Genomic DNA, 12,269 nt, shown 5'->3' with positions numbered 1-12,269 from the left:
AGGACATATAGAAATGACCAGCCATGACCGCACGGCAAAACCTGGGGGCTTTGTTGTGCGTGATCAAGCCGCCGATAATCATGTCGGTGATCGTTCAGCCCGTGCATGCCTTGCTATCGTTGTTCTTGCGATAGCCCTTTGCGTGACTGCGCTTTTCAGTCTTACTGCTGGTGCTTCAGATGCATCAGTTTTGACTGTTCTGCGCGAATATATTTTCGGCACGCAGGAAAGTGCTGACGCCTTCAGGCGCGATCATCTGATCATCATGGAAATACGTTTGCCGCGCATCATCATAGGCATATTGGTGGGCGCGTCGCTTGCTGTCTCTGGTGCCGTGATGCAGGGATTGTTTCGCAACCCACTCGCTGATCCAGGCCTTGTGGGTGTTTCGGCTGGTGCCAGCTTGGGTGCCGTTTCGATGATCGTTCTTGGCGGAACAGCGCTTGCGCCACTTTACATGCTGCTTGGTCTTTATGCTTTGCCACTGGCTGCGTTTGTGGGCGGTTTGATAACGACTCTTGTTCTCTATCGCGTTGCGACGCGGCGCGGTCGCACGTCTGTCGCTACAATGCTACTGGCCGGTATTGCGCTTGGCGCGCTGACCGGCGCTGCGACTGGTGCTCTTGTCTATATTTCCGATGATCGCCAGTTGCGTGATTTGACCTTCTGGGGGCTTGGCTCGCTTGCGGGTGCTACGTGGGGCAAGATCGGAACAGCTGGCCCGATTATCATGGTTGTCCTGTTTGCTACACCGTTTCTTGCACGTGGTTTAAATGCGCTCGCGCTGGGAGAGGCGGCTGCAGGTCATCTTGGTATTCCCGTTCAGCGCATTAAAAATGTGGCTATAGTGACCGTGGCGGCTGCAACTGGCGCAACGGTCGCAATATCGGGTGGCATCGGCTTCATTGGTATTGTTGTGCCGCACATGCTGCGTTTGAGCATTGGCCCTGATCATCGCTATTTGTTGCCAGCGGCAGCGTTGCTCGGCGCGATTATGCTTTTGCTGGCCGATGCGGTCAGCCGCACCATCGTTGCGCCCGCTGAATTGCCAATCGGCATTATTACAGCCGTGTGTGGTGCTCCCTTCTTCCTCTGGATCTTGCTGCGTCAGCGCGGCGTTCTCGACCTGTGAGGCACGAGATGATTGAAACCAAAAACTTAAGCGTTTCGATTGGCAAAAAGTCGATCATTGAGAATGTCAATTTTGTTGCGCGTCCCGGCAAGGTGACAGCTATCGTTGGTCCGAATGGTTCGGGCAAGACAACATTGCTGCGCGCACTGTCGGGCGATATCGCTTATACTGGATCTGCCTATCTCGATGGCGAGGATTTCAGCAGCATTAAGCCATGGCGCATGGCTGCACGTCGTGCCGTGCTTCCGCAAGCCAGTGCCTTGTCATTTCCGTTTACAGTTCGTGAAATCGTACATATCGGTCTGACAGGCGGATTTAGCGGCGTGACCGGTCCTGAACAGGAAAAACTGCCTGATCGTGCATTGGAAAAGGTCGATCTCGCTGGCTTCAGTGGTCGGCTTTATCAGGAATTATCCGGTGGTGAACAGCAACGCGTTCAGCTGGCCCGCGTTTTGTGTCAGGTGTGGAAGCCTGTGGTGGATGGAAGTCCCCGCTATTTGTTTTTAGATGAACCGATTTCCAGCCTCGACATAAAACATCAGATCACGGTGATGGAAATTGCACGCGATTTTGCGGCGGAAGGGGGTGGGGTGATTGCCATTCTGCATGATCTCAATCTTACCGCCATGTTCGCCGACAGTATTGCCGTCATGCATAAGGGGAGGCTCGATACAATCGGAACGCCGCAAGATGCTCTGACTGACGATCGGCTTGAACGGGTCTATGAATGCACGTTGCGGGTCTGTGTTCCGCCTGCAGAGGGCGTTCCGTTTGTGTTACCGCAATCGGCCTACACTGTGTCGCTGTGAACGAATGCGCAAAAATAAAAGGCTGAGAACCAAGTTGGTTGTCAGCCTTTTTCAATTCTGCTCATTGTTGAAAATCAACTGGCGACGCGCTCAACTTCAAGATCGTCATCAAGGCCAAGCAAAGCACGAACATTCGGACGAGCCTTTACGAGGTCGTCGATACTGTACTTCATCAAAACGCCAAAGAATGCATTTAGTGCCTCACGCAGAGCTGAGTTTAAACCGCAGCTATCGACGAGCGGGCATTCCGTGGCGTCGTTTTCAAAACACTCAGCCATGGCGAAGTTTTCTTCTGTCACGCGTACGACGTCGAACAGGGAGATATCTTTTGCCACGCGTCCAAGGCGGACACCACCGTTTCGGCCTCGCACGGTCTCAACCAGCTTGTGTTCAACAAGCGGCTGCAAAATCTTAAAAAGAAAAAGTTCGGATACGCCATAAGCACGGGCGATTTCCGGAACACGACTCAATTTGCCGTCATTGGCGGCACAATACATAAGCATGCGAATGGCATAATTCGTCTGACGAGTAAGACGCATTTATTATTCCTTTCAGCACATCCTCAAACTTTCTCATGGGGCTTTCCCATTCAAGAGCTTTGCTTTTGTTACGTCACATACCCCGCGGGTTAACCGTAGACGGTTAGCTTTTGAACGTATGTGCCAAGCGCGTGCGTTTATTTCGATTCCACTTTAGAACTATTCTTAAAATATATGAAGTGATTTATCACCTTTAAAGGGTAAAAAAATACTTCTTTTCACCACGTGATCGCGATCATGTATCCGGGTCGATGTTGGTTGACTGACAAACATCAATCCACTGAGCAGAAACGAGCTCGGCCATTTTTTGCGGCGAGATTCTCACAGCACTGTTCGTTGCTCCTGCTGCGGGTACAACCTCCTCAAAGGTTTTGAGCGACAAGTCGCAATAAACGGGCAGGGCGTTTGGTAAACCAAACGGACACACTCCACCGACTGGATGGCTTGTTTTGGCTAAGACGCTTTCCGCGTCCAGCATCCGCGGCTTACTACCGAAGTGATCTTTAAACTTGCGGTTATCAATGCGCGCATCGCCACGCGTAACGATGAGAATGGTCTGGTCTTTAGCTGCAAACGATAATGTCTTCGCGATTTGCCCTGGCTGCACGCCATGCGCCTCAGCAGCAAGTGCCACTGTCGCTGTACTGGTCGGCAATTCAATAATATCGATTTCCGGTGCGTTCTCCGAAAAGAATGCTTTGACCGATTCCAAGCTCATAAGTTCCCATTTCTTTATGACTGTTGCGGTCAAGTTTATGCATCATTGATTTAGAGAGCAAGTCTATCAACGATTTAATGCTATTTAGCTGTAAGTGGCAGATTGACGCTGCCGTTTGATGACGATAAAGAGGCTCTCATATCTGCTTCGTGCAGACGCGGAGGGGTGGCCGAGCGGTTTAAGGCACCGGTCTTGAAAACCGGCGTGCAGGAGACTGTACCGTGGGTTCGAATCCCACCCCCTCCGCCATTTCTCTTTCCTTGAAATTCCATCTCCATCAAAAAAACCTTGCAATTACGGGCTTTTATGCCGAATATCTCTCCGCGTCCTTCCATGTACGTATCCGGCAAGCCAGTCAAAATGCGTATATAATGTGTATACGCGATCGGAAAAAAGCGTATATCGCGGCGCCTTAATGTGTGTAACTCAAGAGGGCCGAAAATGTTGACAGATGCTGCAATCAAAAGAGCTAAACCTAAAGACAAGTCCTATCACCAAACAGATTCGAACGGACTTTCGATCCTCATTATGCCGACGGGTTCAAAAGTTTGGCGTTATCGATATCGTTTCGATACCAAGGCAAAGATGATATCTTTCGGCCCGTATCCTGAGGTCTCGCTTGCGGAGGCTCGGCAACATCGAGAAGAGGCCAGAAAGCTGTTGCGATCAGGCATTGATCCGTCTGCTGCCAAGAAGAAACAAAAGCTATTGAGGCCTAACGAAGCGTCTACCTTTGAAGCGATTGCCCGGGAATGGTTTAATCTCCAGAAGAGTTCGTGGAGTGAGCGTCATGCAGATGAAGTCATCCATACATTGACGCGCGACGTATTTCCCGATCTCGGTGATATGCAAATTAATGAGATTACACCGCCGGAGGTATTAAGCGTTCTGCGAAAAATTGAAAAACGCCCCGCGATTGAGACAGCACATCGTGTGCGTCAGCGTATGTCAGCTGTTTTTGTTTTTGCTATTGCGATTGGAAAAGGTAGTTCTGATCCTGCGGCGATCGTTCAGAAGGCGCTAGCGCCGATTACGAAAGGCCGTCATCCGGCTGCTGCCACCCTCGAAGAGGCACGTGCAATCATTCAAGCAATAGATGGTGAAACAGCGCATCCTGTCACGCGACTTGCAATGCGTATGCTAGCTCTTACCGCCGTTCGGCCTGGGTCATTGGCAGCAACGCCATGGAGTGAGTTTGCAGATGTTGATGAGGACAATCCAGTCTGGACCATTCCTGCTGAACGTATGAAGATGACGAAGGCGATGAAGAACGATGATCGCAACGACCATCGGGTGCCTTTGTCACGGCAGGCTCTCGAAACGCTTAAGGCCGTTCGCCTGTTGACAGGTAAGGGGCCATACGTATTTCCCAATGCGCGAAATGCACATAAGCCCATGAGTGAAAATGCGCTGGGTTACCTTCTCAATCGGGCCGGATATCATCACCGACATGTTCCTCACGGATGGCGCGCAACATTCTCTACAATTATGAACGATAATTTTCCAGCTGATCGTTTTATTATCGACGCGATGCTTGCACACAAACAAGACGATAAGGTTGAAGCAGCATACAATCGCGCAAGCCATATGGCGCGTCGACAGGAGCTTGCACAATTATGGGCTGACATGCTGCTTGATGGCATGCTGCCGGCATCAGATCTGCTTGTTGGTCGCCGTCGATCAGCTCAAAGAATATTCGGCAAAATCAATTAAAGTGTTTTTTTAAAGGTGCGTGGCGGTTCTAAGGCGACGACATGCTGAAATATGAAGAGATAAAGCGCGTCGCTTGAATAGACTGAATTGCGACGCGCTTTCGTTTTGGCCTAAGACATTGCTTCAATGCCGAGGTAGTGTGGAGATCCAATATTCCATTTCATCAGATCTCCACCTGACAGAGCTGCCTCCGAGTTTCAGGGATTGTGGAAATCTTCCCTCTGACATCCATTTATAAATGGTGGCACGCCCAAGGCCTGTCAGCCGCATGACCTCCGGCAGTGCCAGCAAACGGAAATTTATTGGACTTCCGGTGATGTCGCTAAATAGATTTTCTTTATCGGTATGCATGGATAAACTCCTGCTGTTAATATCAGTCGATCCATACATAGCCAGCAGACCAGATCGTACGCACGACCTTGCGACTTGTTGCCTGTTGCCTTTATCGCAACATGTTATATCGTGCACAATGCATATGTTGTTCGCCCTGGCCTTTTAGCTATGGATGGATGAACCATCTTGAGGCGGCGGACTATCTTGGTTCGTCGCCTCCTTTATAGTGTGTTTTGCAAGTTGTTTAAAAGCAAGGGTCAGTAACGGGATCTTTGTTTCCCGTTCTCTTGATATTTTTATTTCGAATTAAGATGCTGATTTTATTTATTAAAATGTCACTTCAACATCTGAAAGGCTGCTGACCGTGGCTTTTTTGACTTATTTTCGCCACGAAAATACAGTTGCGAAAATGCGCTCAATTATTCGTAGAAACATTTGATGTTTTCTCGTGTGAAATACGTTTTGTCCCCATAATTTTAATTTTTATTTACATGAATACCATGACGGAACTTGAAATTTTGCAAAAAAATAAAATAGTTATTTTACCGAGCTGCAACATTTTCCATTTATTGTCAATATTAAAATAAGATTGCTGTCAAGTCCTTGAATCGCTTAGTTAAGTTCATTAAATAATTTTTAAAATGTTTCCTTATTGCGATTATTTAAGAATTTTTAATCGGTATTGCAGATTTAGCAGAAAAATTTAAGAACATATTAAATTTTAAACGGTGATCGCCAGTTGGTTATAATCACGGTGAAAGCGATTTATAAAAACTTAAAAAATTTCAAAAATAAATTCAACAACGAGATTTAATCGTATTTTTGCGGCGGCTTTGGATATTGCAATTTCAATTTAGTTTAATGCGAGTTTCAATTTTAGGACCTATTGCACCCCATTCACAATAAAGTGATCGTACGCTTTATTCGATATTATTAATAAAGATGGCGATTATTGATCATCTAATTTACCGAATCGTCTCGCCATCGTCATAAAATTACCCAGCAATTTTATTTTTCAGTGGCGAGCTGAACTTATATACTTGGCTTTACGCAACAGGCCGAGCGGACTAGGCCTGTTGCAAACATTATTTCGACCAACAGCTTTAATGTGAAGCGTTCGATCCATTTCGAATTGCAGCTGGGTTAGCTGTATATGGATCTCGCACGGTTAGATCAAACCCATATGCTCGAGAATGACATTCTCGATGATGGCGATAAGCCGCTTGCAGTCGTCTGGATTTTCATTGCGAATGCAGTAGAGCTCGGTCGCTTGTGTTATATCCACTCCACCACCGACGCCATAATCCGTATAGCGGTCGATGATATCCTGATTAATGTTCTTGCGTTCAAAGTGATCAATGGCATCATCTGTTTTGCGCCAATTAAGCCAGCTGCACGACGCTAGCCGCTTTTGAAAGCCGCGACTGAATTGCTGGCGGCTCATGTCGTGGGGGAGGGTGACGGATAAACCCCGTGTTAAAGAGCGAACCGGACTCTTCTCATGCAGCGTTTCCGGCAGATAAATCTGAAGGGCAGAATAATCATCATAGCCTTCATCTTGCACCGGCCAATCACCATCGAGCTTGTAATAGGACCCGTACCGGTCTTTGCTCTGCTGCTTGATCCGGTCTGCAATACGACCTTCGCCACATTCTCCAACCTTGAAGATCGGAATGCTGAGCTGTCTTTTAAGGTCTCTGAGACCATCGCAGCCGGCGATATAGATGTGTCGTTTGATGCCAGGCACAAATTTGTCAGAGAATACTTTCGAATTAAAAACGTCTGCGGTCTCAAGCAGGAGATCATCCCCGCCAATCACCGGCCATTGGGTTTGATAGTGGGATGGCGCTTTTGATGAACGGGGAGACGGCAATAGCAGTTGCTTTTTATCTGTTTTGTTCTGCGCGGCCGTTGACGTGATGGTTTCGTGCGAGGTTTCGGTGTCTGGTGAACAGTTTGCATGAGGAGCTTCTTTATTAAGAATGAAATTGTTGGGAAAAGACAGGCTGATGCTCAGGGGATTTTCACCCTCAAAGCGAAGACCGTCGGGGAGGGGCATGGAAATCTGGGCTTGCCCTAGTTCAATGCGCAAGGTCGCGGATTTTGGTTCATTGTCCGCATCAAATGAGATGGTGAGTTGGATATTGGTATTTCCGGTTTTCATAAAATTCAGTCTTTCTGATTGTCAGTTGATTTGATGGTTTTGATGAAAGCTGGCGAACCGCGCGCAAAGGCATGCCGGAAGCGGTAGTGCTTCAGACAAAGTTCGATAAATTGCGCGATCTATCTTTTTGGAAGGGGAGGCGAGGAGGGCAGCACGCTGAAGGATCAGACGGCAGCTTTGGCTTGTTGCCTCAAAATGGTCGAGCAGCTGAAAGCTGTCGACGAGTTGTCAGACGCAAAGAATATGAATGAGATTGGCGGTCAGGAATATCTCGAAAAGGTTAAACGGATTTGGCACGTGGGCGTTGCCAGACGAGGGCATATTTGACGTCTGTATCCTTATCGAGAAGCCGCGCGTAAATCGGTGCGACCCAGCTCGGATCGTCGAATTTAACGGAGAGATAATTCTTTTCCGTATCTAAGGTTTTCCTACACCAGGCAGAACCCACGACAAAGCTCTTTTTATAAATATCGTAATCTGGACTGAATTCTCCTTTCTTTTCACGCGGCCAGAAAACCAAATCAATTGTCTGTCCGATCAATTCCATCTGACCAACAAAGCTGCTGCCGCGCTGATCAAACATTCCAATTATTCGCATTTCAAAACTCCTTATAATTTCAAACGAGCGAAAGCCTGGCCCAGCAAAACTGAAACCTAAAAACTTCCAATCTCATCATGAATGACTGCGCGCTTCTCAGATCTCGTACGCGCTAATCAAACTTTTTTCGGGAAATAAAAACTAAAAGAGATCACAGATCGATCCTTTAAAATAAAAATTAGCCCGCTTTTCGTATGAGTAAAATTCCTGGTTTGGTTGGCTATAAAAAATTCCTTTTCCGCATTTTCGAAAGCGCTTACCCCTCTCGTTGAAATTTCAAAAACGGAACAAATTAAAAATAGAATACGGATTAAGATAAATGGAAGCTGAGAATTTTCATACAAATCGGTTTTTCCCATGTTCGAAATTTTGCTGAAACTGAAAATCAATCCGCTGTTCAAATGTGCAAAATTCTAAATTAGGTTGGCTATGAAAACTTCCTTTTCCGCATTTTCGAAAACAAATACTCCGCTCGTTGCAACTTCAAAAATGGAACAAATCAGAAATAAGGATAACGCTTCAGATAAAGGGAAGCTGGGCTTTTTTTGTAGACTTACTCTTTTCACGCTCAAAATCTTCGCTGAAACTTGCCAGAATTCCCGGAATCTATCCTCTAAGATCAGGCATAGTATTTCTTTACTTTTCTAAGTATTCGCCGCCACTATTTTAGATCCCGCCACACGCAAGTGTGCTGCCGATGGCAGCGCGGGATTTCGATGAAAAAAACGCAATCGCGTTTCTTTTCGAGGCGTAAAAAGGCACGAAAAACAGATCAAAGGTGACGCTTGGCGGCACTTTTGAGGTATTGAGCCCTCCGAATTGAGAAAATCCCCTAGAAATATGGGTTTTCTTAGAAAATGAGCCCTTTAAAAACTTAAAATTGCGACCTCGCGTCCGTTTTAAAGCCCCAGAAGGACGCTTGGAGCCGGTTCACGCTCCTGTGATACCGATTTCACATACGGTTATGATAATAAAGTAACTCACGGTAATCTTAATCTTATGATTGATGAAGCGTAAGAAGTGGATATTATACGACTTATACACTAACATCTATGGAATTGCTATCATCTTTGTGATCGAAATTATGCGTGTTTGTAATATATGTTCTAATTATTCGCCATTTTATTGCATATAATTGAACAAATGAAACAATGCTGTATATTGTTTGACAGAATTCTACCAGCGAAGAGCTTCCGCTGAAACTTGCCTTTTCTGATGAATTTAATTTGATTTATAAGTAATTTATACAGATTTGATGAAACATTAAATCGCGTAGATCAAAAATTCTCTTTAACTATTTATACTTTTCATAACGGCTTTATGATGGCATAATGTAGCTGTTAGCATTCTGGATTGATCAAAAGAGGCACACCTTTTGCCACGCTGCGCCGCATTTGTAGCGCATGTTGGAAATGGCTTGGCAAAAATTTTTGGTCCGAATGACGTGAATTATTTTCCGATATCGGCGGGCCATTTTTTTACTGCGGCATTCGATATTGTAGCAAGGGAGTGCAAATGTCTGATCTCGTCGACGATCGCTCAAAGCGAAATGCTCCCGATAATTTTCATAAAACTTTGTCGAAGGCTGAATATCAGCGCCGTATTGAAGCTCGCCATAAGCGTCTCGCACAAACGGTAATTATTAAAGAGAAGGCATATTCGAAAGCGCGGGAGGAATGGCCTGAAAAGATCGCGGCAATTGAAGCGGAGGAAAAATTAATTGTCCAATGGCACGAAAGTCACCGAAATAAAAAGCGGTTTTCTAAACGGCAAAATGAAGAAATTTATCCGTGGGGACAGAGAATAAGTCCGACCCGATACAGCGCAATTTTGCAAAAGCGAAGAGAAAATTTAAAGCTACGTTTGGAACGGGCACGTCAGAAATATGAGGAAGCAGTTTTAAAATTGCAAAGCGAGATCGGTTCTATTCGCGAGGGTTTTGCATGGCTGGAAAAAAATCCGGCGAAAATAAAAGCCAAGAGAAATATTTTGAACGGGCATGAATATGCGCGCCTCATGTGTAAAGATGGCAGAGAACATATTGTCATAAAAGGCGTTCATGTCGAACGAGCATCGGGTTCCTCAAGCGAAGATATTGTATGCGATGATCAAGATGAGTTCGTCGTTTTTGCTCCCTGTGAGTGTCGCGCTATTCGTGAATTGGCTGGTGTTAGACAGTCAGTATTCAGTAGGACGGAAGCATTGCTTGGGGATGGAGTGAGCCAAGCAAACTGTTTCAGGTTGGTTGGCAAGACTGGCGATTTTCAGTATCTTAACGGTTCAATCGATTATCATTTTTTGGGTTCCTTAAGGGCGCCTAAATCAGGCGAAGTTGCTCCGCGTTTTAACGAAGGCGACTATCGTCATAATCGACGCGAGATTACTGATCTCTATCTTGAAAACGCGTTGAAGTCAGGTGCCGTTATGGCGAGACTAGAACCTAGTGCGAACGCTTTTCTTGACCGAACTGGTGAGCCACAGTTAACAGAAAGCGGTGAAAGCCTCCTCAAGCCATTACATGATGGTCGTGCTCACACACTGCCCCATCTGGCAGGGTTTTACCTTGTCGGTGATATTGTTAGCGAGGGTGAACTTAAGGTGCAGCCCGATTTGATTGAATCTGATCGACAGTCTCATTCCACTCGCTCTCAGGATATTGATCCTGGTTTATTGGCGCTCATATCAAACGTTATGCACAGGCGTTGCAATCCTTCGTCTTGGAAATTTTATAACGACGAGCTTCGACAAGCATTGTTGACGATTGATGCTGGACGCTCGTTTATAATTGACGGCCCGACTGGAAGTGGCAAAACCGAGATGATTCCGCGGATCGTCAATTATTGCCTGTCCAACGGAAAAAGAGTGAAAGTTATGGCTGGCACCGACACGCTTGATGTCATTGAGAAGCGATGTCACGCCTTCATGAGCGAACAAGTCAGAAATACATTTCCAATAGGCTGGGCACGGGAAGAGCAATATCTCATTTTTGGCCCAAAACTAAAATCCGACAATCGATCTGACGCACCAGATTTTCTTTCCTCTCCGAATAGGCCTGTCGTTGAGGCTGATTTTATAAGACCGCCCGGGGATATTACGGATGTGTTGATTATCGATGATGCGTCACGGCTCAACTTTGAGATCAGTTTATATAATTCTCCGTTCCAACTGGTCATTCTTGGAGATCCCGCGCAAATCACCTGCCGTAACTCCGTATTCGACGTTGCGCGCGCATCTGGTTTTTCCACGTTGCATTTGCGAAAAAACTATCGTGCAATAAATCGCGATCTCATGACCTGGTCCAATATATTCAGCTACGACAACGGCCTGGAAATGCAACTCAAGGGTAATCGTCTAAGTAAACTGCATTATATGGCTGTGGGCCACAAACGCGACGGAGTTAATAGGGCTGAGGTTCGCGCATTAGTGAACGCAGCTCGGAGGTTATGGTCAGAGCGATCAACTTTGGGTGTCGTCGCCTTTAGCCAAAAGCAGCTCAACGCAATAAAGGCCGCGCTACAAAAAGCAGGAATGAGCGAGTTGGCTTTCGTTGGATTACCGGAGGATGTCCAAGGCAGGCAAGCAGATTGCGTTCTGGTTTCGTTAAATGTCGCATTGACGCCAACAGGTCGGCTCCCACTTGAAATTGATGGTCTTGAAGATGAGCAATGCATCGCAAAAATGAATGTAGCTCTTTCACGGGCAAGGCAGACAACAAACATTTTTTGCGGCCTTTTAGCGACAGACATTGATCTTCGCAAAGCTACAGACGCTCAAGCGCTAATAGCCTCTGTTCTTCAAACGTTCAAACAATTACCCACGCAGGAAATGCTGAAACGGGACCTTTTTTATGTGTTGGAGTAGAAAAATGTTGGCCGTCCCAGCGAAAAGTGAATTTCACGTTCGCGATGCAGTCGATAGCTACTCCGGCCTGATGGCAAGGTATTCTTAATTGCGATGACTGCATCAGGCATATAGCTTTGAAAAAGCTCTTCGATTGTGTTTTTCCAAAATGGTGCAATGATATTTACGAGCGGATGAAGTCCCCGCTTCAAAACCGCTTGGCCCTGCTGGTCCATTGCGCGAAGGGCTTTTTTTATACGTGTACGTAGTCGTAATTTTGTCGTTGGACGAGATGTATAGCTAGTAATTCTGGAATGCTCGCAGTTGAGGCCAAAAATGTTTGAAATTCGCCCGGAATCTTGCTCGAGTTCGTTATCGGTGTGATTTGTTGAGATTTAGAGACTTAACAATAGTAAGAATTAA

General features: G+C 46.2%; 9 protein-coding genes and 1 tRNA gene. 5 read left to right on the top strand and 5 right to left on the bottom strand.

Going from position 1 to position 12,269, the window contains the following annotated elements; translation table 11 throughout:
- Window positions 1-13 precede the first annotated feature (13 nt).
- Both RI570_RS17050 and RI570_RS17045 read left to right on the top strand, forming a co-directional pair.
- Window positions 14-1,132 carry an iron ABC transporter permease gene (locus RI570_RS17050; protein WP_313829823.1) on the top strand — a complete coding sequence of 373 codons (1,119 nt, stop codon included), beginning with the start codon at window positions 14-16 and terminating at the stop codon, window positions 1,130-1,132.
- Window positions 1,133-1,140: 8 nt separating this feature from the next.
- Window positions 1,141-1,941, top strand: a complete 801-nt coding sequence (locus tag RI570_RS17045; RefSeq protein WP_313829822.1) for a heme ABC transporter ATP-binding protein — start codon at window positions 1,141-1,143, stop codon at window positions 1,939-1,941.
- A 74-nt stretch (window positions 1,942-2,015) separates the two neighbouring features.
- On the opposite strand, the gene rirA is transcribed toward RI570_RS17045, so the two are convergent.
- Both rirA and RI570_RS17035 read right to left on the bottom strand, forming a co-directional pair.
- On the bottom strand, window positions 2,016-2,480 hold the full coding sequence (gene rirA, locus RI570_RS17040) for an iron-responsive transcriptional regulator RirA (RefSeq protein WP_313829821.1): 465 nt from the start codon (window positions 2,478-2,480) through the stop codon (window positions 2,016-2,018).
- Between the two features lie 235 nt (window positions 2,481-2,715).
- Entirely contained in the window at window positions 2,716-3,198 is a 483-nt protein-coding gene (locus RI570_RS17035; protein ID WP_313830080.1) for a YbaK/EbsC family protein, read from the bottom strand.
- A gap of 159 nt (window positions 3,199-3,357) precedes the next feature.
- Between RI570_RS17035 and RI570_RS17030 the strand changes: the two genes are divergently transcribed.
- Together RI570_RS17030 and RI570_RS17025 are read left to right on the top strand one after the other, a co-directional pair.
- Window positions 3,358-3,447: transfer RNA gene (locus RI570_RS17030), tRNA-Ser, on the top strand.
- 192 nt (window positions 3,448-3,639) lie between these two features.
- Entirely contained in the window at window positions 3,640-4,911 is a 1,272-nt protein-coding gene (locus RI570_RS17025; protein WP_313829819.1) for a tyrosine-type recombinase/integrase, read from the top strand.
- 123 nt (window positions 4,912-5,034) lie between these two features.
- Here the strand turns inward: RI570_RS17025 and RI570_RS17020 are convergent, their stop codons facing one another.
- From RI570_RS17020 to RI570_RS17010, 3 genes are all read right to left on the bottom strand, one after another.
- Window positions 5,035-5,262 (bottom strand): AlpA family transcriptional regulator, encoded by a 228-nt coding sequence (locus RI570_RS17020; protein WP_313829817.1) that lies wholly within the window; start codon window positions 5,260-5,262, stop codon window positions 5,035-5,037.
- Window positions 5,263-6,412: 1,150 nt separating this feature from the next.
- The gene (locus RI570_RS17015) at window positions 6,413-7,408 is read right to left on the bottom strand and encodes a hypothetical protein (RefSeq protein ID WP_313829816.1); all 996 of its coding nucleotides are present in this window, start codon (window positions 7,406-7,408) and stop codon (window positions 6,413-6,415) included.
- A gap of 280 nt (window positions 7,409-7,688) precedes the next feature.
- Window positions 7,689-8,006 (bottom strand): DUF736 domain-containing protein, encoded by a 318-nt coding sequence (locus RI570_RS17010; RefSeq protein ID WP_313829815.1) that lies wholly within the window; start codon window positions 8,004-8,006, stop codon window positions 7,689-7,691.
- Between the two features lie 1,515 nt (window positions 8,007-9,521).
- Here RI570_RS17010 and RI570_RS17005 point away from each other — a divergent pair.
- Window positions 9,522-11,867 carry an AAA domain-containing protein gene (locus RI570_RS17005; RefSeq protein ID WP_313829814.1) on the top strand — a complete coding sequence of 782 codons (2,346 nt, stop codon included), beginning with the start codon at window positions 9,522-9,524 and terminating at the stop codon, window positions 11,865-11,867.
- The last annotated feature ends 402 nt before the right edge of the window (window positions 11,868-12,269 follow it).

It is taken from the genome of Brucella pseudogrignonensis (assembly GCF_032190615.1).
Classification (GTDB): domain Bacteria; phylum Pseudomonadota; class Alphaproteobacteria; order Rhizobiales; family Rhizobiaceae; genus Brucella; species Brucella pseudogrignonensis_B.
The sequence above is the reverse complement of the archived record's forward strand: the minus strand, read 5'-3'. Positions and strand labels throughout refer to the sequence as shown.